Origin of the sequence: Leifsonia sp. ZF2019 (assembly GCF_019924635.1) — a bacterium.
Lineage (GTDB): Bacteria > Actinomycetota > Actinomycetes > Actinomycetales > Microbacteriaceae > Leifsonia.
Genome location: NZ_CP065037.1, coordinates 3,880,306 through 3,902,939, shown reverse-complemented (window position 1 = coordinate 3,902,939; position 22,634 = coordinate 3,880,306). Strand labels below are relative to the sequence as shown.

The following is a 22,634-nucleotide window of genomic DNA, read 5'->3' as shown; positions in this document are numbered from 1 at the left end:
TCACCTGCACCACGAGGCACAACGTCTGTGCCGTCACGAAGGAGAAGCAATGAGGCTTAAGAAGCTCGTGATCGCGGGATCCGCGATCCTCGCCATCGGCGCCCTGGCGCTGACCGGATGCTCGGGCTCCGGCTCGAACGCGTCCAGCGGATCGGGCGGCTCGCTCACGGTCGCCAAGCCGGACGGCGCCGCCGTCCTCGCGACCGAGATCAACAACCCGTTCATCGCCACGGGATCCGGCCAGTCGCTCGGCTACAACCGGATGATCTTCGAGCCGCTCGCCCTGGTCAACCCGGTCGGCAAGAACGAGACCACCCCGTGGCTCGCCTCGAAGGTCGAGTGGAACTCCGACTACACGCAGCTCACGGTGACGCCCCGTGAGGGCGTCAAGTGGAGCGATGGCAAGCCCTTCACGGCCGACGACATCGTCTACACCTTCAACCTCATCAAGAGCACGCCCGCTCTCGACCTCGCGGGTCTGAAGCTCGCGGACGTCAAGAAGGACGGGGACAACGTCGTCCTCAGCTTCACCGAGTCGAAGTTCGTCAAGCAGGGTGACGTGCTCCAGACGGCCATCGTGCCCGAGCACATCTGGAAGAGCATCTCCGACCCGACCAAGGACGCGGTCAAGGATGCGGTCGGCACCGGCCCGTACACGATCAAGACCTTCTCGTCGCAGGGCGTCGTGCTCAAGGCCCGCACCGACTACTGGGGCGGCAAGGTCCCGGTGGGCGAGCTGAAGTACCTCGAGTACAACGACAACACCGGCCTCCTCCGCGGTCTGCAGAACGGCGAGACCGACTGGGCGCAGATCTTCATCACCGACTACCAGAAGAACTACGTCGACAAGGACCCGAAGCACAACGTGTTCTGGGGCGCGAACGTGCTGAGCCCCGACATGATCGTGGTCAACACCACCAAGGCGCCGTTCGACAACGTGGCGTTCCGCAAGGCCGTCAACATGGTCGTCGACCGCAAGGCGCACGCCGAGAAGGCCCGCAGCAACGCCGGACCCGAGCTGAAGAACGTGACGGGTATCCCGCAGCCGACCGGTGACCAGTACATCGCCCCCGAGTACAAGGACACCGAGTTCACGGTCGACGTCGACGGCGCCAAGAAGGTCCTCACCGACGCCGGCTACACCTGGAAGGACGGGGCGCTGATCGACCCGTCCGGCAACCCGGTCTCCTTCACCCTGCAGGACCCGCAGGGCTGGAACGACTACGTCACCGGCATCCAGCTGGTCGCCACGCAGGTCAAGTCCACGCTCGGCGCCGACGCCAAGGTCGCGACCCCGGACGCGGACACCTGGACCACCAACATCGCCACCGGCAACTTCGACGCCGCCCTGCACTGGTCCGGCTCCGGCTCGAACCCGTGGCACATCTACGACGACGTCATGAACGGGGCGTACCTCGACCAGGCCGCCGACGGCAAGGTCGCGGACAACTTCGGACGCTACAACAACCCGGAGGCGAACGCGCTCCTCAAGCAGTACGCGCAGGCCTCCGACGACGCGACCCGCACCGCGGCCCTCAACCAGATCCAGAAGATCTTCGTGGAGGATGTGCCGGCCATCGCGATCGGCACGCACCCGCAGCTCGCCGAGTACAACACCCGCAAGTACGTCGGGTGGCCGAGCGAGAGCGACCAGTACGCGACCGCCGACCCGACGCAGCCCTCGGCTGTGCAGGTGATCATGAAGCTGAAGCCCGCGAGCAAGTAATCCCCCAGCGCCCGGGGCGGGATCGTCCCCGATCCCGCCCCGGGCGCTTCGCGGTCAGCACGAAAGCGATGTACTCATGACAGACACCCTTCTCTCTGTGCGCGACTTCTCGGTCGTGTACGACGTGGATCCGCCGGTCCGGGCGGTGAAGAACGTCACCCTCGACATCAAGCGCGGCGAGATCGTCGGCCTCGCCGGCGAGAGCGGCTGCGGCAAGACGACCCTCGCCTATGGCGTGCAGCGCCTCCTGCGCCCGCCGGCCGTCATCGCCGGCGGCAGCGTCGTCTTCCACGACAAGGACGGCGCGGACGTCGACATCAACTCCCTCGACGTGGAGCAGATGCGCCGGTTCCGCTGGGACAAGATCTCGATGGTCTTCCAGGGGGCGATGAACGCCCTCAACCCGGTCGCGACCATCGGCGCGCAGCTGGAGGACGTGTTCGAAGTCCACCGGCCCGACATGAACCGCGTCGAGCGCCGCAGAGCCGTCGTCGAACTGCTCGAGATCGTGAAGGTGGGCGGCCAGCGCCGCCGCTCCTACCCCCACGAGCTCTCCGGCGGCATGCGCCAGCGCGTCATGATCGCCATGGCGCTCGCGCTCCGCCCGCAGCTGATGGTGATGGACGAGCCCACCACCGCGCTGGACGTGCTCGTGCAGCGCGAGATCCTGCGGCAGATCTCCCAGCTCCGTCACGAGTTCGGCTTCTCGGTCGTCTTCATCACCCACGACCTCCCCCTGCTGCTGGAGATCAGCGACCGGATCGCGATCATGCGCGAGGGCGAGATCGTCGAGCTCGACACCGCCGAGCGCATCTGGAACGACCCCGCCCACGAGTACACGCGCAAGCTCCTGGCCTCCTTCCCGCGGCTCACCGGAGAGAGAGGGGTGGTCGCGCGATGACGACCCTCGAGTTCACCAACGTCACCAAGATCTACAACGTCCGCGGCTCCGGACAGCTGAAGGCCCTCGACGACGTCAGCTTCACGCTCTCGTCGCACCAGACGATCGGCCTGGTCGGCCAGTCGGGAAGCGGCAAGTCGACGATCGCGAAGATCCTGACGCAGCTGGAGACCCCGACCAGCGGCCAGGTGCTGCTCGACGGGAAGCCGATCCCGCGCTCGGGCAAGCGGCTGAGGAAGTACCGCCAGCAGCTGCGCATGGTGTTCCAGGACCCGTTCGCCTCGCTGAACCCGTCGCACTCGATCCGCCACCACATCGAGCGCCCGCTGCGCCTCGACAACGTCGTCCCCAAGCGCGAGGTCGACGACGAGGTGCGCCGCCTCCTGGAGCGCGTGCGCCTGGACGCCGACGCCGTGATCGACCGCCGTCCGCACGAGCTCTCCGGGGGCCAGCGTCAGCGCGTGGCGATCGCCCGCGCCCTGGCCTCGCGCCCCGCCCTGCTGGTGGCCGACGAACCCGTCTCGATGCTGGACGTCTCCATCCGCCTCGGTGTGCTCAACCTGCTCGCGGACCTGCAGCGGGAGGAGGGGCTCGGCGTCCTCTACATCACGCACGACCTGGCGACGGCCCGGCACTTCAGCGACGAGATCATGGTGCTCAACCAGGGCAGAGTCGTCGAGCGCGGCACCGCCGACGACGTCATCCTGCGCCCGCAGGACCCGTATACGCGCGAGCTGCGCGCCGCGTCGCCCGACCCCGAGAAGCACTTCCGGGAGCTGGCGGCCCAGACCCCGTCGGCAGCACCGTCGTCGGCGGCGGCTCGGACTCCTCTGACCACACAGACCTCGGGAGGTGCGCAGTGAGCGCCGAATCGCAGACCTCGGTCGACCCGACGCTCGTCGGCACGACCGCCGCCGGTACCGAGCGCCGCCGCTCGCGCATCCCGTGGCGCTTCATCGGCGGCCGCGTGGCCTTCTACGCGTTCACCCTGTGGGCGGCGATCACCGTCAACTTCTTCATCCCCCGTCTGATGAAGGGCGACGCGGTCGACTCGTTCATGGCGCGCAGCCAGGGCCAGCTGACCCCGGACGCCGAGAAAGCCCTCCGGGCGCTGTTCGGCCTCGACAAGTCCGTGCCGCTCTGGGACCAGTACGTCAACTACTGGAACATGCTGCTGCACGGCAACCTGGGCGTCTCGATCTCCACCGGCATGGCCCCGGTCGGCGACGCGATCGCCTCGGCGCTGCCGTGGACCCTCGGCCTCGTCGGCGTCGCCACGATCATCTCGTTCGTGATCGGAACCGGCCTGGGTGCGGTCATCGGCTGGAAGCGCGGCAGCGGCCTCGACGCGTTCGTGCCGGTCACGACCTTCCTCGGCACCATCCCCTACTTCTGGCTCGGACTCATCTTCATCGCGATCTTCTCGACCACACTCGGCTGGTTCCCGGCCGGGCACGCGTACGAGGTCGGCGTCGAACCGGGCTGGAACGGCGAGTTCATCTCCCAAGTCGTCTCCCACGCCGTACTCCCGGTGGTCACCATCGTGGTCGTCTCGCTCGGCGGCTGGGTGCTCGGGATGCGCAACATGATGCTGACCGTGCTCGACGAGGACTACATCACCGTCGCGCAGGCGAAGGGCATGCCGAACCGGCGCGTGCTGTGGCGCTACGCCGCCCGCAACGCGGTGCTCCCGCAGATCCAGAGCTTCGCGCTCGCCCTCGGCTTCATCGTCGGCGGCACGCTCGTCATGGAGATGGTGTTCTCCTACCCCGGCATCGGCCTGCTGCTGCTCAACGCGACCAACGCGAAGGACTACGCCCTGATGCAGGGCATCTTCCTCGTCCTCGTGCTGGCCGTGCTGGTCGCGAACATCATCGCCGACATCGCCTACGCCATCCTCGACCCGCGCACCCGTCAGACGGAGGCCTGATCATGACCATCCCCGCAGAGAGCACGTTCCCCACCGAGAACGCACCGGCGCCCGACCAGCCGATCGGCGTGGGGGCACCGGAGACGGCGGCCTTCCTGGCCGGGCGTCCGCAGGGGCCGGCGCCGCGCAAGACATTCTGGTCGCAGCTGAAGGTGTCGCTCGCGATGTTCAGCAACCCGAAGTCGGCCACCGGCCTGATCATCCTCGGGGTGTTCATCCTCGTCGCGATCTTCGCTCCCCTGATCGCCCCGTACGACCCGCAGGCGCAGAACCTCGACGAGACCCTCCAGCCGCCGTCGTTCCAGCACCTGCTCGGCACGACGCACATCGGCCAGGACGTCTTCAGCCAGATCGTCTACGGCACGCGCGGCGTGCTCATCGTCGGATTCCTCGCGACGATCATGGCGACCATCGTCGCGATCGCCGTCGGTGTGACCGCCGGCTACCTGCGCGGCTGGAAGAGCGAGTCCCTGTCGGCACTGTCCAACGTGTTCCTCGTCATCCCCGGCCTGCCGCTGATGATCATCATCGCGTCGCAGTTCCAGGACCCGCCGTTGATCGTCATCGCCGCCGTGCTCGGCCTGACGGGATGGGCGTGGGGAGCCCGCGTGCTGCGCGCGCAGACCATGTCGCTGCGCAACCGCGACTTCATCCAGGCGGCGCGCGCCAACGGCGAGCCGCTGCACCGCATCATCCTGGTCGAGATGCTGCCGAACCTGATGGCGCTCATCGCCTCCAGCTTCGTCGGCACGATGACGGCCGCCGTCCTGGGGCTCACCACCCTGGCGTTCATCGGGGTCATCCCGGTGTCGAACCTCAACTGGGGCACCGTGCTGTTCTGGGCGCAGCAGAACAACGCGTTCCCGGACTACTGGTGGTGGTACGTCCCCGCCGGTCTGTGCATCGCGCTGCTCGGCGTCGCGCTCGCGCTCGTCAACTTCGGCATCGACGAGTACGTCAACCCCCGCCTGCGTTCGGCGGGAGAGCGAGCCCGCGCGCTGAAGAAGAAGGGCCTCAACATCAACGCGACCGTCACCCAGGTGCGGACGGGTGCCGACGCACCCGACGCCCCGGCGAACCCCTCGTCGTCCTCCGCTCGCTCCTCGACGGAAGGCGTCACCGAATGACGTCGACCCTTCCCGAGACCGCATCTCCCACGCTCCCGTACCAGGACCCGTCGCTGACGACGGCCGAGCGGGTCGACGACCTGCTCGGCCGCATGACGGTGGAGGAGAAGGTCGGGCAGATGCTGCAGCTGGACGCGCGCGACGACCTGCGCGACCACGTGCTGCGCCGCCACGTCGGCTCGATCCTGCACACCTCCCCGGAGCGCATCCTCGAGGCGAACCGGCTCACAGCCGAGACCCGCCTGCGCATCCCGCTGCTCGTCGGTGAGGACTGCATCCACGGCCACTCGTTCTGGCCCGGCGCGACGATCTACCCCACCCAGCTCGGCATGGCCGCGTCGTGGGACGCGGAGCTGATCGAGCGCGTCGCCCGGGCGACGGCCGAAGAGGTCGCGGTGACCGGCGTGCACTGGACCTTCTCTCCCGTGCTGTGCATCGCCCGCGACCTCCGCTGGGGGCGCATCAGCGAGACGTTCGGCGAAGATCCGTACCTGATCGGCGAGCTCGCGAGCGCGATGGTCCGCGGCTACCAGGGCGACGGGCTCGAGGACCCGACCGCGATCCTCGCGACCGCGAAGCATTTCGCCGGCTACTCCGAGACGCAGGGCGGCCGGGACGCGAGCGAGGCCGACATCTCGCGGCGCAAGCTGCGCAGCTGGTTCCTGCCGCCGTTCGAGCGTGTGGCCCGTGAGGGCTGCCGCACGTTCATGCTCGGCTACCAGAGCACCGACGGCGTTCCGATCACCGTGAACGACTGGCTGCTCAGCGAGGTGCTGCGCGGCGAGTGGGGCTACACCGGCACCCTCATCACCGACTGGGACAACGTGGGCCGCATGGTCTGGGAGCAGAAGGTGCAGCCCGACTACGCGCACGCCGCCGCGGCCGCGGTGAAGGCCGGCAACGACATGGTGATGACGACTCCTCTCTTCTATGAAGGGGCGCTGGAGGCCGTCGCACAGGGGCTTCTGGACGAGGACGCGTTCGACGCGGCCGTCGGGCGCATCCTGGCCCTGAAGTTCGACCTCGGCCTGTTCGAGGACCCGCGCCTGCCCGCCCCCGACCTCGACACGGTGGTCGGGAGCGCCGCGCACGCGGACCTGAACCTCGAGATCGCCCGGCGCTCGCTCGTCCTGCTGGAGAACGACGGCACCCTGCCGATCGCGGCGGACTCCTCCGCGCCGGTGCGCGTCGCCGTCGTCGGCCCGCTCGCCGACGACGCGCAGACCCAGCTCGGCGACTGGGCCGGCGGCTCGGGCCAGGCCGGCTGGCTCGACGGCCAGCCGCGTGAGATGATCACGACCGTGCTCGACGGCCTCCGCGCCATCGACGGCCTCAGCGTGCGCCACGCCCGCGGCGCCGACATCCTGACGCTGGAGGACGACCCCGCCGGCCGCACGTTCCCGGACGGCCAGCCGCGGCCTCCGGTGGTCGTGCCCAGCGCACCCGACCGGCAGCTGCTCGACGAGGCCGTGGCCGCCGCCGAGCAGTCGGACGTCGTGGTCGCCGTTGTCGGCGACCGCATCGAGCTCATCGGCGAGGGCCGCTCCACCGCGACGCTGGAGTTGATCGGCGGCCAGAACGCCCTGCTCGACGCACTGATCGCGACGGGGAAGCCCGTCGTCGTGATCCTGCTCGCCTCGAAGCCGCTCGTGCTGCCCGCCTCCGTCGCACGGGCCGCAGCCGTGGTCTGGGCCGCGAACCCGGGCATGCAGGGGGGACGGGCGCTGGCCGAGCTGCTCACCGGCCGCATCGAGCCGTCGGGCCGCCTGCCGATCTCGTTCGCGCGCCACGTCGGCCAGCAGCCGACGTACTACAACCAGATCCGCGGCCAGCACGGCGACCGCTACGCCGACCTCACCCAGGCGCCGGCGTGGGCGTTCGGCCAGGGGCGCTCGTACACGACGGTCGAGTACACCGAGCTCGCCCTCGAGCGCACCGACGTCGGGGCCGGCGACGACATCGTGGCGGAGGTCACCGTGAGCAACACCGGCGACCGCCCGGTGCGCGAGACGGTGCAGGTGTACGTGCGCGACGCGGTCACCAGCGTGAGCTGGGCCGACAGGGAGCTGAAGGCGCACCGGCAGGTCGACCTCGCCCCGGGCGAGTCGGCGCGCGTGAGGCTGATCCTCCCGGTCGCGGAGTGCTCCATCGTGGACGCGGCCGGTGACCGCGGGGTGGAGCCGGGTGCGTTCGAACTGCTCGTCGGCTCGTCCTCCCGCGAGATCGACCTCCTGGCCGCGCCGTTCGAGGTGCACTGACCCCGTCGGCGGCGGGGCGCGGGACGCTGTCCGACCCCGTGCCTCCGCCGACCGGCACCCGATAGGCTGTCCCCGTGCTTCTCTCCGATCGCGACATCAAGGCCGAGCTCGGCGCCGGACGGATCGCCCTGGAGCCGTTCGACTCCCAGATGATCCAGCCGTCGAGCATCGACGTGCGGCTGGACCGGTTCTTCCGGTTGTTCGACAACCACAAGTATCCGTTCATCGACCCGTCGGAGGACCAGCCCGAACTGACCCGGTTCGTCGAGGTGGAGGCGGACCAGCCGTTCATCCTGCACCCGGGCGAGTTCGTGCTCGGCTCGACCTACGAGCTGGTGTCCCTGCCGGACGACGTCGCCGCGCGGCTGGAGGGCAAGAGCTCCCTCGGGCGCCTCGGGCTGCTGACGCACTCGACCGCCGGATTCATCGACCCCGGTTTCTCCGGGCACGTGACGCTCGAGCTCAGCAACGTCGCGACCCTGCCCATCAAGCTCTGGCCGGGCATGAAGATCGGCCAGATGTGCTTCTTCCGTCTCACCTCGCCGGCCGAGCGGCCGTACGGGTCGAGCGAGTACAGCTCCCGCTACCAGGGACAGCGGGGGCCGACGGCCTCGCGGTCGTTCCTCAATTTCCACCGGACCGACGTGTCCGGCACCGAGGCCGGACGCCCCTCCAGCTGACCCGGCCCCGGCGATTCCGACCGACCTCGACCGACCCTCGACCCGGGAGGCGCACCATGAGCGAGACGACCGACGCCGACTTCGCGCGTGCACTGATCGCGACGGGGCCCACCCCGGTGCGGCCGCAGCGCATGCACCTCTTCGGGCAGCTCGTCGGCAGCTGGCGCGCCGAGTGCCGCTTCCTCGACGAGGAGTCGGGAGCGTGGAGCGAGTTTGCCACCGACTGGCTCTTCGCCTACACCCTCGGCGGCCGCGCGGTGCAGGACGTGCTGGTCGCCCCCAGCGCGACCGACCCCACCCGCATGGAGTCCAAGGGGACGACGGTGCGCGTCTACGACCCCGTGCTGGGCGCGTGGCGTGTGAGCTGGTTCGGAGCCGTCGCCGGTGATTTCTGCACCCTGGTCGCCACCGGCCACCGCGATGGCATCCGCCAGGACGGCACGCAGACCGATGGCCGCCCCATCCGCTGGAACTTCTCCTCCATCACCGAGGACTCCTTCGAGTGGGACGGCTGGGTCTCCGACGACGAGGGCCGCACCTGGTGGCTCGAACAGCATATCGACGCCACTCGCACCGGCTGACCGGCCCCGCCCGTCCGGCGTGACCCAGGGGTCGCGAACTGCCGCTTCGGCGCCCCCTTTCCGGCGGAATGCGACCCTTGTGTGGCGCCCTTGTGTCGGGCGCGACGGAAGGGGTCGGTTAGGCGATCCAGGCGGCGGTGGCGCCGGTGACGCGGGAGCCGTCGAGGTCGGCGAGCTTGAGGCCGACGAAGGCACGCGCGGTGTCGGAGGTCTGCACGCGGAACGGCGGCGCGTCCTCCGTGAGCACGCGCTCGATGACGGCGGCGACGTCGGCCGGCTGCTGCGCGGCGTCGAACGCGCCCGCGGTGCGCTCCAGGTAGGCGGCGAGCAGCGGCGCGTAGTCGCCCGCGGAGGCGAGCGCGGCATCCCGGCCCTCGGTCGCGTTGGCGACGAACTCGCTCGCGACGGCGCCGGGCTCGATCACGACGACCGCGACGCCGAGCGCCGCGGCGACGGGGTGGAGGCTCTCCATGAATCCCTCGATGGCGAACTTGGCGGCGCAGTAGGCGTCGTTGAACGGCTGGCCGACGATCCCGCCGACGCTCGACACCGTCACCACGCGACCGCCGGAGGCGCGCAGGGTGGGGAGAGCGGCCTGGGTGAGTTGCACGACGCCGAAGAAGTTGACCTCCATCGCCGCGCGGACGCGGTCGATCCCCATGATCTCGGCGGTGCCGAGGGCTGCGGCACCCGCGTTGTTGACGAGCGCGTCCAGGTGGCCGCGCTCGGCGACGACCTGCGCGACGAGCGCGGCGGAGGTCGCCCCGTCGGTCACATCCAGAGCGCGGATGTCGAGGGAGACGCCGGCCATGGCGGCAGCGTCGCGCAGGCGGTCCGCGCGGGCGACGTCGCGCACCGTGGCGACGACATCCCACCCGCCGCGGGCGAGGGTCACCGCCGTCTCGAGTCCGATGCCGGTGGAGGTTCCGGTGACGAGGGCGACGGGAGCGCTGGAGGAGTTCATGGTCCCAGCATGCTCCTTCGAGTGCGCTCGAGGTCAAACGGAGGGCGGTCTGTGCCCCGAGTCGCTCCGTGGGCGTACGGATTCTCCGGGCGGAATACTCCGCGGCGAGTTATCCACAGGAGATTTCACAGGTGGAGAATATGAGCCGTTCTCACAGCTGGTCCGAAGGTTCGCCATCCGGCGCGGCGTAGAGGGCGGGGAGCTGCAGGGTCAGCCACGGGCTGAAGGCCCATGGCGTCGCCTCCACGGCAGCGAGAAGCGTGCGCGGGTCGACCCATTCCCACTCCGCGACCTCGGCGGCGGAGGGGGCCAGCTCGCCCGCGACCGTGGCGGTGTAGACCGGGCAGATCTCGTACTCGACGATGCCGCCGGCATCGACGGCGCGGTAGCGGAAGTCCGGGAGGGCCACGACGACGTTCTCGATGGTCGTCCCGAGCTCGTCGCCGGCGCGCCGCGCGATCGCGTCCGCGAACGACTCGCCGGGGCCGGGATGCCCGCAGAACGAGTTCGTCCACACTCCGGGCCACGTGGCTTTGCCGAGCGCCCGCCGGGTGACCAGGATGCGCCCCTCGCCGTCGAAGAGATGGCACGAGAAGGCGAGGTGCAGGGGAGTGTCCGTGGTGTGGACGGTGGCCTTGTCGGCCGTCCCGATCGGCGTCCCGTCCTCGGCCAGCAGGACGACCTCTTCCCGGGGTGGCGTCATGCGTCCATCCTAGGCTCGCGGGGAGGCGCGGGCGTGGGGCGGGTGCACCGGCAGGGTTGCGGGATGCGATGTATGCGCATACACTCTCACGAAACCTCAACTGACGGTGTCCGTGCGCTGCTGCGCGGGTGCCGGGCGAAAGGACGACGATGCCCCTTCACCTCCCCCGCCTCCCGCGACCCCGGCGCGCGCTCCGCGCCGGCGGAGCAGCTCTCGCCGCGACACTCGCCGGCGCGGTCGCGCTCGCCGCTCCCGCCTCGGCCGCTCCGACGTCCGCCGCCGCCCCCTCGCGGCCGCCGCACCCACCGCCCTCGCCGTCGACACGCACGGCCCCGCCTCCGGTGACGCGTCGCCGTACGCGGCCGACCTCCGCCGCTGGGCGGCCGACACCTGGCGATCGCTCGATGCGATGACGGATCCGGCCGTCGGGCTCCCCGCGGACAACATCGACGGCGCACTCGACCCTGCCTCCGCGAGCGGGCACACGTCGCCGACCAACATCGGCGGCTACCTGTGGTCGACCCTCGCGGCGCGCGGTCTCGGCATCATCTCCGCCGACGACGCGCGGGCGCGCCTCGCGACCACGGTCGGAACCCTCGAGCGGCTGGATCGCAACGCCGCCAGCGGGATGTTCTACAACTGGTACTCGCCCGCAGACGGTCGCAAGCTGACCACCTGGCCGGAGGACGGCTCCGTCGTGCATCCCTTCCTCAGCACGGTGGACAACGGCTGGCTCGCCGCGGCCCTGCGAATGGTCGCGAACGGCGAACCGGCTCTCGCCGACCGCGCACGGGCCCTGTACGACTCGATGGACTTCGGCGTCTTCTTCGATCCCACGCCGTACACCCCGAATCTCCCCGCAGGCACCAACAAGGGCGGGTTCTGGGAGGAGCAGCCCGGGGACACGTGCGCCAGCGAGCAGGCGCCGTTCTCCGGGGTCGGCCCGAACGTGTTCTACACCTGCCACTGGTACGACACGACGGTCAGCGAGAGCCGCATCGCGACCTACCTCGGCATCGTGAACGGGCAGATCCCGTCGTCCGGCCTGTACGGAACCTTCCGCACCATGCCCGCCGGATGCGACTACTCGTGGCAGGAGCAGAGCCCGGTGGGCGAGAGCCGCGTCTACGACGGCCTCACCGTCTACGAGGGCGCCTATCGATACGACGGCATGCGGTTCGTGCCGAGCTGGGGCGGCAGCATGTTCGAGGCGCTGATGCCCGACCTCCTGGTGCCCGAGGAGGTCTGGGGTCCGACCTCGTGGGGAGTGAACCATCCCGTGACGGTGGCTGTGCAGGAGAAGCACGGACAGGACGCCGGCTACGGCTACTGGGGCTTCTCGCCCGCCAGCAACCCCGACGGCGGCTACCGCGAGTACGGCGTGGATGCCGCCGGGATGCGCGCCGACGGCTATTTCTCCGACCAGGAGAACACCGACGTCGACCTCCCCTTCGACGGCTGTCCGACCGCCGAGCGCGGCACGAACCCTGCGCCGGCGTACGGCGACGGTGTCGTGACCCCGCACGCGTCGTTCCTGGCACTCGGCTACGACGCCCGCGGCGCCGTCGAGAACCTGCGCGGCATCGAGCGTGAGCTGCACGCGTACGGCCCCGGTGGCTTCTACGACGCCGTCGCGGTCCACAGCGGACGCATCGCCGAGCGCTACCTCTCCCTCGATCAGTCGATGATCATGGCGGCGGTCGCCAACGGCCTCGACGACGGCGCCATGCGTACGCTGTTCGCCGACGACGCGGTGCAGGACGCGCTGCAGCCGCTGATGGCGGCGCAGACGTTCTCGGCGGCGTGGGCGCCGCGCAGTGAGCCCGCAGGGGAGGCGAACGGCGGGGGTGCGGCGGTGGCGGGAATCGCGGCCGGCGAGCTCGCTGCGACAGGCTCGGGCGCGGGAGGCGCGGTGGTCAGCGCGACCGCGCTCGTCGCCCTGCTCGCCGGCGCCGGCCTGACCGCGCTCCTGGCGGAAAGCAGGCGCCGCCGCCGCGTGTGACGGACGCGACGGAGGCCGGGTCGCGTGCTGCGTCCCGGCCTCCGTCGTCGAGCGGCGGGCGACGGCCGCCGCCGAGTGGACTCGTCGACGGCCCGTGGTGCCCGTGGTGTGGCGCGGGGTGTAGCCGCCGGCTACGACGCCGCGCTGTCGCCGGTCTCGGATTCCGTGGCGCCGTCGGTCGGGGCGTTCGCCAGGTCGCCCGTGCTGTCGCCCGCCGTGTCATCGGCCGCCCGCGGCTCCCAGCCGAGGTTGCGGGCCATCGTCTCGAGGGTGGCCAGTGTGGTGGCGTAGTCCTCGTCCGAGATGCCGGCGGCCAGCGATTCGCGTACCTCGCGCACCTTCGCGAAGGCCGCGTCGTGTGCGGCGCGTCCCTCGTCGGTCAGCGTCGCCTTATCCCCGTCGAACCAGACCCAGCCACGCTCGGTGAAGTCCGCGAGGATGCGCTCGACGCGCGCCACCCGGCGGTCGCCGGAGCAGGGTCCGCGGCCGTGGCCGCGGGTCCAGCCGGGACCGTGCTGCGGTCCGAACCCGAACCCGGGCTCGCCACGGAAGCCCCGCGCCCCGCGGAAGCCGGCGGGGCCGCCGAACGGCCCGGCGAACGGTCCACCGAACGGCCCGGCGACCGGCGCCGCTGCGGCGTAACCGCGCTCGAAGCCGCGTTCGAAGGCGGCTTGACGGGCCCGGCCGCGACCGTGTCCACGGCGGTGGCCGTCGCGGTCGTGGTCGTGGTCGTGCTCGCCGTGATGGGCGTCGTAGTCGTACCGGTCGCTGTGGCCGTGGTGGCCGTGGTGGCCGTCGTGGTCGTGGTGATCGAAGCGGTCATCCCGCCCATCGTGATCCGGTCGCCCGCCGTGCGGGGCGAACGCCGGTTCGGCGTGCCAGGTCTCGCGACTGTAGGTCCAGGCGCCCTGCGGGCGCGGATCGGACGGGTGGCGATCGCCGGCCCGGCCCTGGCCACCGTCGTCGTGACCACGGAATCCACGCGGACCGAAGCCGTCGGGTCCGTAGGCCTGGCGGGCATCGAAGCCCCCGTGGCGACGGGATCCATGTGGGCCGTAGCCGCGGTCTCCGTGATTCCGGCGCGGGTCGAAGCCGTCGCGTCCGCGGCCGTCGCGGGCTGCGTCGTCGACGTCGTGTGCGATGCGGGGGTCCTGTCCGTCGTGGAACGCGTGGGGCCGGCCGTGGCCGCGTCCGCCGCGTCCGCCGCGTCCGCGTCCGCGGGGGAGCCGGTCGGCGAGTTCTTCGGCGGTCGCCGCGCCGTCGGTCAGGGTGTGGAGCAGTCGCCAGCCGCCGCGGCGGAGGTTCTGCTCGGCCAGTGCGGAGCGCATCCGGTCGTGCAGGCGGCTCTCGATCTCGCCGAACCAATAGCCGGGCGGGGTCGAGGCAGGGGTGTTGTTCGAGTCGTCGATGGTCGTCATCGGGGACCCCTTCCTATTTGTATGTACGTTGACAAGTAAATGTATAGTTACATACATGGACGATCAGAGTCAAGCGCAGCCCGGTTCGCCCTCGGCGGACGTCATCGCTCTCATCGAGAGCGCGCTGATGGCGGTGCGCCGCGACCAGTCGCGTCGCCGACAGTCGGGACCCTGGGGCGACGGGCCGTTCGGACGCGGCCCCCACGCCTGGGGTCCGCGCGGGCCGTGGGGTGCGCCAGGAGGTGTCGGCCGCGACGCTCAGGACCCCGGCGACCAGCGGCACGGCTCCCGCGGCGGCGGCGCCCAGCACCACAGCGACAACGGCCACGGCGATCACGGCGCCCACGACCACACTGCGCACCATCCCGACCACGACCACCCGCCGTTCGGCGATTCCGCGCGTCCCGGCCCCGGTCGTCGTGGACGCGACGGCAGTCTCGGTCGCATCGCCAGGATCCGGATGCTGGAGGCGCTCGAGACGGCCGAGTCCGCGGGCAGCCCGCTGTCCATCAGCACCCTCGCACAGGCGATCGGTGTCGACCAGCCGCGGGCGAGCCGTCTGGTGCAGGAGGGGGTCGAGCGCGGGCACGTACGGCGCGTCCCGGATCCGTCCGATGCGCGCCGCGCGCTCATCCAGCTCACCGCCGCGGGCCGCGCGCAGCTCGAGGAGGTGCGGACGCACCGCCGCAGCGCCGTCGAGTCGGCCCTTGCGGACTTCACCCCGGACGAGGCTCGCACGTTCGCCGAGCTCTTCGACCGCTTCGTCCGCGCCTGGCCCCGCGCCTGACGCTGCTCGCACCGCCGACTACGCAAACTCTCTGCGTACTCCACGGTTTCCACCCGAGATTCTGGGTACTCGAGCGGGCGCGCACTAGCCTCGGGGTGTCGGAAGGAGCACGAGGATGTCGAACCCCGTCGAGTATCGGCCGCTGGAGGCGGCCACCGTCTACGCGGTCAGCGCCACCGCGCCCGGGGTGGGTCCCGAGAACGTCGGCCCGATGGTCGGCCCGCTGATCGACGGCCTCGACCGTGCGCTCGCCGCGGCCGGCCGGCCGCTGCTGTCGCCGTCGGTGTTCTGGTACGAGGAGCGCGCCGACGGGCGACTGGAGGTGCACGTCTCGTACCCGGCGGAGACTCCACCGCGCCCCGGCGACGGTTATGAGGTGGCCGAGTTGCCGGCGGTCCCGCTCGCGGCGACGGTGACGCACCGGGGTGACATGACCGGCATCGGCGACTCCTGGATGGGGTTGTTCGAGCAGCTCGCCGCCGACGGCTGTCGCGCCGCCGGCCCGACGCGAGAGGTGTACGTCGAGGCGTCGGGACACGTGCCCGGCCCGGACTGGGTCACCGAGCTCCAGGTTCCCGTCGAGCGCGCCTGACGCCGCCCAACCGCCGAGTACGCGAATTCTCTGCCTGCTCGACGGTTTCGACCCCACTTTCTGCGTACTCGGCGGAGACGGAGGCGGCGGCCCGAGCGAGCCGGGGGCTCGGGGCTCAGCCCCGCGCGCCCGCCCGCCCCGGCGCCTTCACCGGCAGCAGCAGCGCGAGACCGAGCGCGAGCACCAGGACGATGCCGAGGATGCCCCAGTACTGCGCCCCTCCCACGGCCACGAACGTCGCGAACAGCAGCGGCGCCAGGAATGACACCGCGCGCCCGGTCGTCGCGTAGAGGCCGAAGACCTCCCCCTCGCGCCCGGCCGGGGTCACCCGCGTGAGGAAGGTGCGGCTCGCCGACTGCGCCGGGCCCACGAAGAGGCAGAGCACCAGCCCGCCGATCCAGAATGCGGTCGCGCCTCCGTCGTGCAGGAAGAACACGGCGAGGCCTGCCACGACGAGACCGACGAGGGCCGTCACGATGACGGGCTTCGGACCGTAGCGGTCGTCGAACCGTCCGGAGAGCAGCGTGCTCACCCCGGCGACGACGTTGGCTGCGATGGCGAAGATGATCACCTGGCCGCTGGAGAACCCGAAGGTGCCCTGCGCCAGGATGCCGCCGAACGTGAACACACCCACCAGCCCGTCCCGGAACAGGGCGGAGGCGATCAGGAAGAGCACGGTGTTGCGGCTCTCCCGCCACAGCCGGGCGATGTCGCGCACGAGCACGGCGTAGGAGGCGAAGAACCCGACCCGTGGGGTGCGCGCGTTCTTCTCCATCTCGGGCACCGAGATCAGCACGGGCAGCGAGAAGACGAGCGTCCACAGGGCGGCGATCAGCGCGATGATGCGGATGTTGAGTCCCGCGTCCTGCGGGGCGTGGAAGATCCCGCCCGTGCCGTCGCCGTTGTCGGTGACGAGCCCGAAGTAGACGATGAGCAGCAGGACGATGCCCCCGAGGTAGCCGGCGCCCCACCCGAAGCCGCTCACCCGGCCGACGGTCTTCGGCGTCGAGACCTGCACGAGCATGGCGTTGTAGTTGACCGTCGCGATCTCGTAGAACACCGTCCCGACGGCGACCAGGGTCACTCCGAGCAGGAAGTACGACGGCTCGCCGGCCACGAGGAACATGAGCGCGGTCATCACGACCACGACGCCTGTGTTGATGCCGAGCCAGAGTTTGCGCCGGCCGGATCCATCGGTCCGCTGGCCCAGCACCGGGGCGAGGAGCGCGACGACGATGCCCGCGATCGCGAGCCCCCAGCCGAGCCCGCTCGACAGCGGCGCCTCGGCGGCGGTCACGGCGGCGTGCGCCGGGCCGTCGACCTCTGTCTCGGCGTCGCGCGCGGCGACGAGCGCCGGATCGACGAACAGGCTCCCGGTCAGGTACACCGTGAACACGAAGGTGGTGATGACGGCGTTGAAGGCCGCGCCTCCCCAGTCCCACAGCGCCCACGACAGCACCCAGCGGCGCGGGATGCGACGCTCGGTGGTCGAGTCGGCGAAGAGGGGGCTCGCCGACGTCACGAGGGCGTCGGTCGAGGTGGTGGGGCGTCTCGTGCTCGCGTCGCCGTCGTCGCTCGCACCGCCGCCACCGGGGAGGTCGCGTGTCATGCCCACAGCGTAGGGCGTGGCGGGGAACAGCCGGTGAACTGCCGCGCGGTCAGCGCACGGTGTCGCGCAGCCAGCCGGAGACGGGTTCGCTCTCGCGCAGGAACCGGGCGATCTCGTCCGCTGCCGCCGCAGTGGCGAACCAGTCCGGGATGCCCCAGTCCGTCCAGGCGACGAGGCCCTTGTAGCGCAGCAGCTCGGCGCGCGGATGCGGCGGCTCGCCGGCCTCCGGGCGGAACCCGCGCGGTGCGGTCTTCAACCGGTCGGGGACCACGATCGCGTGGCCGGCCGCCTCCACGGCGGCGACGGCCCGTTCCAGCGCCGCACCGGTGGCCGGGGCGTCGACCGCACGGCGGTAGCGCTCGAGCTGGTCGCGGTCGAACAGATAGACCCCCGCGCCCGCGGCCACTCCCTCGGCCGAGACCTGCACGTAGCCGCCGCGCTCGAACGTCAGCCCGGCGTGGAGTTTGTAGGGGGACTTGTGGCGGGAGAACCGCACATCCCGGTAGGGGCGGAACAGCCGTGCCGCACCGAACTCGGGCGCGAGGGCGTCCGCCAGCGCGTGCATCGGCCCGGCGACGCGATTCTCGTAGCGGTCGCGGTTCTCGAGCCAGAAGGCGCGGTCGTTCCGGAGGGTCAGCTCCCGGTAGAAGGTGATCGCGTCGTCGTCGAAACCGTCGAAGTGCATGCTCCGATTCTCGCGCGTGCCGCCCGCTCAGCCCCAGAGCGTCAGCTTCTCCGGGTTGCGCATCATCCGGATCTCGGTGACGAGGCCCGCGTGCACGGTGAACGTCAGGATGCCCGTGACCACCCCCTCCTGGCGCACCTCGAAGCCGAGGCCGTCGGCCGTCTGCTGCGGCGCGACGACCGACTCCGGGTACTTCACCGCCAGCCCGAGCAGGAAGCGCGCCACGTTCTCCGCGCCGAGGACCGGCCGGCGGGCGGCGCTCACGCGGCCGCCTCCGTCGGTCGTCAGCACGGCCTCCGGATCGAGCACGGCGATCAAGGCGACCAGGTCGCCCCCGGCCGCCGCCGCCCCGAACGCCTGGACCACGCGGTCGTGCTCCGCGCGCGGCACCTCCCTCTCGCGCCGGGTCGCGACACGGCGGCGGGCGGACGCCGCCAGCTGGCGGCAGGCTGCGGGCGAGCGCCCGACGATCGCGGCGATCTCATCGAACGGCAGGGCGAAGACGTCGTGCAGGACGAACGCCACCCGTTCCGCCGGGGTCATCGCCTCGAGCACCACGAGCAGCGCCGAGCTCACCGAGTCGTCCAGCGTCACCCGGTCCAGCGGGTCGCCGGGCGCTCCCGCTCCCGGCACGCCGAACGCGGCCGACGGCACGGGCTCCGGCAGCCACGGGCCGACGTAGCTCTCGCGCCGCACCCGCGCCGACCCGAGCACGTCGAGGCACACCCGGCTCGCGACCCGGGTCAGCCAGGCGCGCGGGGACGCGATCGCCGCGCGCTCGTCGGGAGCCAGACGGTACCAGCGCGCATACGTCTCCTGCACCGCGTCCTCCGCCTCGGCCACGGTGCCGAGCATCCGGTAGCCGAGGGCGAGCAGGTGCCGCCGCTCCGCGATCACCTCCGCGTCCATGTCCACGCCCATCCGGTCCTCCCTCACACCATTAAGACGGATCAGCGGCTCCGGATGTGAGGAGCGCCTCACATCCGGAGTGCCCGTGTCGTCGTGATGGGTATGGACATCACATCTGCGGCCGACGGCCTGCTCCCGCCCACCCACACCCGCGGCGACCAGCGGAGCGAACGATGAGGGTCGCGGTCGCCGGCGGCACCGGCGTCGTCGGGCGGCACACGGTGGCGGCGCTCCGCACGGCCGGACACGAGGCCGTCGTGCTCAGCCGCTCGACCGGGGCCGACGTGCTCACCGGCTCCGGGCTCGTGGTGGCGCTCGCCGGATGCGCGGCCGTCGTCGACGTCACCAGCGTGCAGACCACCTCGGGTCGCGTCTCGCGGGAGTTCTTCGGCACGGCGACGCGCACCCTCCTCTCCGCCGAGCGCGAGGCCGACGTCCCGCACCACGTCGTGCTCTCCATCGTGGGCGCGACCGAGGCGCCGAGCGCGTACTACGCGGGCAAGGCGCTGCAGGAGCGGCTCGTGCGGGAGTCGGGCACGGGGTGGAGCATCCTCCGGGCCACCCAGTTCCACGAGTTCGCCGCGCAGCTCGTCGGCGATCGCGAGAAGCGACTCCACCTGGTCCCTGTGATGCGTTCCCAGCCCGTCGCCGCGGCGGAGGTGGGGGAGGCGCTCGCCGCGGTGGCGACGGGTGCGCCCCGTGGGCTCGACCGCGATCTCGGCGGGCCGCAGGTGGAGGAGATGCCCGACCTCGTGCGCCGCTACCTCGCGGCGACCGGCCGGCGCGGGCGCGTGCTCGCCGTCCCGCTGCCCGGACGCTGGGGCCGCGCACTTCGCGACGGGACGATCCTCGCGGGTCCCGACGCGCAGCTCGGCGAGCAGACCTACGCGGAGTGGCTCACCGCCCAGGTCGTCCGGGGAGCGCCCACCGGCCCCTGACCGGTCTGCGTCTGACCGGTCTGCGTCAGACCTGCATCGGCAGGCTGTACTGCACCCCGCCGCCGTCGCCGCGCACCTGCCGGTGGATGTCCTCCATGGTCACGTCCAGCTGGGCCGCGGTGTCGGCGGCGGCGGTGAGGTCGCGCATCAGGTGGCCCGGGATCTCGCCGTCGTACTTGTAGTAGATCTTGTGCTCGAGGCTCGCCCAGAAGTCCATGGCGACCGTGCGCAGCTGCACCTCGACCGGGACGTGGACGGGGCCGGCGCTGAGGAACACCGGCACCTCCAGGATCACGTGCAGGCTCTTGTAGCCGTTGGGCTTGGGGTGCGCGATGTAGTCCTTGACGCGCAGCACGCGCACGTCCTCCTGCGCGATCAGCAGCTCGAACACGCGGTAGACGTCGGAGACGAACGAGCAGATGATGCGCACTCCGGCGATGTCGGTGATGGCGTCGCGGATCGCCTCGAACGACGGCTCGCAGTTCTTGCGGACGACCTTCTGCTCGATGCTCTCCGCCGACTTCAGCCGGCTCGAGATGTGCTCGATCGGGTTGTAGTCGTGCAGCTCGGCGAACTCTTCGCGCAGGATGGAGACCTTCGTCGAGATCTCGTCGATGCCGAACTTGTAGGGCATGATGAACCGCGCGAAATCGTCCCGGAACGCCTGCACCTCGTCGAGGGTGGCGGGGTCGATGCTCTGCAGTGCCTCGATGGCGCGCGAGGAGAGCAGGGGTCCTCCGTGATCACCGGCGAGAGCGGGGACGGCGGCGTCGGCAGGGTCGGGATCCATGTCCATCACGCTATCGACGGTGGTTGTGCGGGCGGTGTGAATCCGATGGCTCGATCAGCGGACACCGACGTAGAAGCGCGACTCGTCGCTGCGATGCAGCGCGTGATAGTACTCGAACGGCACCTCGTGCTCGTCCCAGGCCACCGACTCGATGTCGAGCACGGGGGTGCCGGGCGGGAGGTCGAGCAGCGCCGTCTCCTCGGCGGTGGGGATGACCGCCTGGAGCCAGCGGTCGGCCCCGGCGGGAGAGACGCCGTAGGTGCGGCGCAGGTGGTCGTAGAGCGACCGGTTCTCGAGGTTGGCCTTGAGCACGCCGGCGAAACGCTCGTGCGGCAAGGTCGTCCGGACGAGGAGCCAGGGGGTTCCGTCGACGGTGCGCAGGCGCCGCATCCGCACGACGGGCGCGCCTTCCGCGAGGCGCAGGGCGGTCGCCTCGCGTTCGTCGGCGGCGCCTTCGTCGAGCGACAGGATGCGCGTCACGACGGTGCGGCCGGTCCCGGCGAGGTCCTCGGACGATCCGGCGTTCGACCCGATGAACGACAGGTCGCGCCGCGGGGGCGCGACGAAGGATCCCTTGGCGCGGATCTTGTAGATCAGGCCGCGCCGGACGAGCTCCGCGAGCGCCTCCCGGACGACAGTGCGCGAGACGCCGTAGCGGTCGATGAGCTCGGCTTCGGAGGGCAGTGCCTGGTCGGCCGTGAGGGCGCCGGTCTCGATGGAGTCGCGCAGTACGGCCACCAGCTGCTGCCACAGCGGCTCATCGGAATCGCGGTCCAGGCGCCCCTCCGCCCCCGGGTGTGCCCCCATGCTGTCCCCCTTCGTCGGATCGACCTCGCTTGACACTCCGCCAGGCTACTGTCTAAGGTCTTGTCACTACAAGCTTGTCATGACGAGTTGGACGTGACAAGGTGACGAACCCTTCGCAGAGAAGCGAACCCCTGGAGGCAGAACAATGTCGTTTGGATCCTGGCGCCGCATCGGCGTCGTCGCCGCCGTCACGGCGGCCCTCGCACTGACCGGCTGCTCGGCCGGCGCCGTCGGAGACGGCGGGATGACGAGCGGCATCTCCGTCGCTCTGAGCAACGGCTTCGTGAACGGCTGGCGGCTCACCCTGATCGACAAGTTCGAGAAGGCCGCCGAGAAGCTCAAGAAGGACGGCGTCGTCTCGAAGTACACGACCGTCAACGCTCCCGGCGAGAACAGCGCGACCGAGCAGGCGTCGCAGATCCGCAGCCTGGTGCTCCAGAAGCCGGACATGCTGGTCGTCATCCCGGCGTCGTCGACGGCGCTCGTGCCGGCCGTGGAAGAGGCCTGCGATGCGGGCATCACGGTGCTCGTCCTCGATGCGGACATGAAGGCGCCGTGCGCGCACGTCGTCCGCAACGACTACGCCAAGTGGGGCGAGGTCTCCCTCGTGCCGGCGCTGAAGGCGATCGGCGGGAAGGGCGACATCATCATCAACCGCGGTGTCATCGGGTCGCAGCCGGAGGAGGAGTTCAACAAGCGGCAGCACGAGATCCTCAAGGACTACCCGGATGTCACGGTCGCGGCGGAGGTCAACGGCTACTGCGACGGTTCGACCGCCCAGAAGGAGATCGTCTCGGTGCTCGGGTCGCTGCCTCAGATCGCAGCGGTGCCCGGCTGCATCGGCGGCATGGGCGTCGTGCAGGCCTTCGAGTCCGCCGGTCGGCCGGACCCCGTCGTCGTCTTCGACACCGACGGCAAGTCGCTCAGCTTCTGGAAGGAGCGCGGTATCGACAACGGCTCCTTCGCCGCGCTGACCGACCCGGGCCAGGGCGTCGCCGCGCTCTACGTCGGACTCGATCTGCTGGCGGGCAAGAAGGTGCCCTCCACCGTCGTGCTCCCGCTGCTCGAGATCGGCCAGGACGACCTCGACTACTGGGTGGGCACGCTCTCGGCCGACGAGTACGCCGCCTACCCGTGGGACCAGAAGAGCGTCGACGCCGCCATCGCGGCCGTCGCGGACGGCAAGGACGCCGAGGCTCCCGCGCTGCGCTAGCGCGGAATGACCGG

21 protein-coding genes are annotated in these 22,634 nt (G+C 70.9%); 13 read left to right on the top strand and 8 right to left on the bottom strand.

The window, feature by feature from the left end; all coding sequences use genetic code 11:
• The first annotated feature begins 49 nt into the window (after positions 1 to 49).
• The 8 genes from IT072_RS19040 (at position 50) to IT072_RS19005 (ending at position 9,203) form a co-directional block, all read left to right on the top strand.
• A complete protein-coding gene (locus IT072_RS19040; RefSeq protein WP_223358405.1) occupies positions 50 to 1,726 on the top strand; it encodes an ABC transporter substrate-binding protein in 1,677 nt (558 codons plus the stop codon).
• A gap of 76 nt (positions 1,727 to 1,802) precedes the next feature.
• Positions 1,803 to 2,627, top strand: coding sequence for an ABC transporter ATP-binding protein (locus IT072_RS19035; protein ID WP_223358404.1), 825 nt, complete (start codon positions 1,803 to 1,805; stop codon positions 2,625 to 2,627).
• A complete protein-coding gene (locus tag IT072_RS19030) occupies positions 2,624 to 3,490 on the top strand; it encodes an ABC transporter ATP-binding protein (RefSeq protein WP_223358403.1) in 867 nt (288 codons plus the stop codon). The genes IT072_RS19035 and IT072_RS19030 overlap by 4 nt, the downstream gene beginning before the upstream one ends.
• Positions 3,487 to 4,557, top strand: a complete 1,071-nt coding sequence (locus tag IT072_RS19025) for an ABC transporter permease (protein ID WP_223358402.1) — start codon at positions 3,487 to 3,489, stop codon at positions 4,555 to 4,557. The genes IT072_RS19030 and IT072_RS19025 overlap by 4 nt, the downstream gene beginning before the upstream one ends.
• 2 nt (positions 4,558 to 4,559) lie before the next feature.
• Positions 4,560 to 5,684, top strand: coding sequence for an ABC transporter permease (locus IT072_RS19020; protein ID WP_442786776.1), 1,125 nt, complete (start codon positions 4,560 to 4,562; stop codon positions 5,682 to 5,684).
• Positions 5,681 to 7,942, top strand: coding sequence for a glycoside hydrolase family 3 N-terminal domain-containing protein (locus tag IT072_RS19015; RefSeq protein ID WP_223358401.1), 2,262 nt, complete (start codon positions 5,681 to 5,683; stop codon positions 7,940 to 7,942). The genes IT072_RS19020 and IT072_RS19015 overlap by 4 nt, the downstream gene beginning before the upstream one ends.
• Positions 7,943 to 8,016: 74 nt before the next feature.
• On the top strand, positions 8,017 to 8,622 hold the full coding sequence (dcd, locus tag IT072_RS19010) for a dCTP deaminase (RefSeq protein ID WP_223358400.1): 606 nt from the start codon (positions 8,017 to 8,019) through the stop codon (positions 8,620 to 8,622).
• A gap of 56 nt (positions 8,623 to 8,678) precedes the next feature.
• Positions 8,679 to 9,203 carry a hypothetical protein gene (locus IT072_RS19005; protein ID WP_223358399.1) on the top strand — a complete coding sequence of 175 codons (525 nt, stop codon included), beginning with the start codon at positions 8,679 to 8,681 and terminating at the stop codon, positions 9,201 to 9,203.
• Between the two features lie 118 nt (positions 9,204 to 9,321).
• Here IT072_RS19005 and IT072_RS19000 read toward each other — a convergent pair whose 3' ends face one another.
• Together IT072_RS19000 and idi are read right to left on the bottom strand one after the other, a co-directional pair.
• Complete coding sequence (locus IT072_RS19000; protein ID WP_223358398.1) at positions 9,322 to 10,167, bottom strand: SDR family NAD(P)-dependent oxidoreductase; 846 nt, start codon at positions 10,165 to 10,167, stop codon at positions 9,322 to 9,324.
• A gap of 151 nt (positions 10,168 to 10,318) precedes the next feature.
• Complete coding sequence (idi, locus tag IT072_RS18995; protein WP_223358397.1) at positions 10,319 to 10,870, bottom strand: isopentenyl-diphosphate Delta-isomerase; 552 nt, start codon at positions 10,868 to 10,870, stop codon at positions 10,319 to 10,321.
• A 106-nt stretch (positions 10,871 to 10,976) separates the two neighbouring features.
• Between idi and IT072_RS18990 the strand changes: the two genes are divergently transcribed.
• Positions 10,977 to 12,872, top strand: a complete 1,896-nt coding sequence (locus tag IT072_RS18990; protein WP_223358396.1) for a glucoamylase family protein — start codon at positions 10,977 to 10,979, stop codon at positions 12,870 to 12,872.
• Between the two features lie 131 nt (positions 12,873 to 13,003).
• On the opposite strand, the gene IT072_RS18985 is transcribed toward IT072_RS18990, so the two are convergent.
• Complete coding sequence (locus IT072_RS18985) at positions 13,004 to 14,290, bottom strand: hypothetical protein (protein WP_223358395.1); 1,287 nt, start codon at positions 14,288 to 14,290, stop codon at positions 13,004 to 13,006.
• Between the two features lie 55 nt (positions 14,291 to 14,345).
• On the opposite strand from IT072_RS18985, the gene IT072_RS18980 reads away from it, so the two are divergent.
• Together IT072_RS18980 and IT072_RS18975 are read left to right on the top strand one after the other, a co-directional pair.
• Complete coding sequence (locus IT072_RS18980; RefSeq protein ID WP_223358394.1) at positions 14,346 to 15,077, top strand: MarR family winged helix-turn-helix transcriptional regulator; 732 nt, start codon at positions 14,346 to 14,348, stop codon at positions 15,075 to 15,077.
• Between the two features lie 115 nt (positions 15,078 to 15,192).
• Positions 15,193 to 15,669, top strand: a complete 477-nt coding sequence (locus IT072_RS18975; RefSeq protein WP_223358393.1) for a GyrI-like domain-containing protein — start codon at positions 15,193 to 15,195, stop codon at positions 15,667 to 15,669.
• Between the two features lie 115 nt (positions 15,670 to 15,784).
• Here IT072_RS18975 and IT072_RS18970 read toward each other — a convergent pair whose 3' ends face one another.
• From IT072_RS18970 to sigJ, 3 genes are read right to left on the bottom strand one after another with little or no spacing between them, the layout of a single operon-like run.
• Positions 15,785 to 17,278: an MFS transporter gene (locus IT072_RS18970; RefSeq protein ID WP_223358392.1), complete on the bottom strand. Its 1,494-nt coding sequence runs from the start codon at positions 17,276 to 17,278 to the stop codon at positions 15,785 to 15,787.
• A 49-nt stretch (positions 17,279 to 17,327) separates the two neighbouring features.
• Complete coding sequence (locus IT072_RS18965) at positions 17,328 to 17,963, bottom strand: DUF2461 domain-containing protein (RefSeq protein WP_223358391.1); 636 nt, start codon at positions 17,961 to 17,963, stop codon at positions 17,328 to 17,330.
• Positions 17,964 to 17,990: 27 nt separating this feature from the next.
• Positions 17,991 to 18,884 (bottom strand): RNA polymerase sigma factor SigJ, encoded by an 894-nt coding sequence (sigJ, locus tag IT072_RS18960; RefSeq protein ID WP_223358390.1) that lies wholly within the window; start codon positions 18,882 to 18,884, stop codon positions 17,991 to 17,993.
• Positions 18,885 to 19,045: 161 nt separating this feature from the next.
• Here sigJ and IT072_RS18955 point away from each other — a divergent pair, with 161 nt between their 5' ends.
• On the top strand, positions 19,046 to 19,810 hold the full coding sequence (locus tag IT072_RS18955; RefSeq protein ID WP_223358389.1) for an SDR family oxidoreductase: 765 nt from the start codon (positions 19,046 to 19,048) through the stop codon (positions 19,808 to 19,810).
• Between the two features lie 25 nt (positions 19,811 to 19,835).
• Here IT072_RS18955 and IT072_RS18950 read toward each other — a convergent pair whose 3' ends face one another.
• Together IT072_RS18950 and IT072_RS18945 are read right to left on the bottom strand one after the other, a co-directional pair.
• Complete coding sequence (locus IT072_RS18950) at positions 19,836 to 20,600, bottom strand: GTP pyrophosphokinase (protein ID WP_223358388.1); 765 nt, start codon at positions 20,598 to 20,600, stop codon at positions 19,836 to 19,838.
• 54 nt (positions 20,601 to 20,654) lie between these two features.
• Positions 20,655 to 21,407 carry a GntR family transcriptional regulator gene (locus IT072_RS18945; RefSeq protein WP_223358387.1) on the bottom strand — a complete coding sequence of 251 codons (753 nt, stop codon included), beginning with the start codon at positions 21,405 to 21,407 and terminating at the stop codon, positions 20,655 to 20,657.
• Between the two features lie 145 nt (positions 21,408 to 21,552).
• Here IT072_RS18945 and IT072_RS18940 point away from each other — a divergent pair, with 145 nt between their 5' ends.
• On the top strand, positions 21,553 to 22,620 hold the full coding sequence (locus IT072_RS18940) for a substrate-binding domain-containing protein (protein ID WP_223358386.1): 1,068 nt from the start codon (positions 21,553 to 21,555) through the stop codon (positions 22,618 to 22,620).
• Positions 22,621 to 22,634 lie beyond the last annotated feature (14 nt).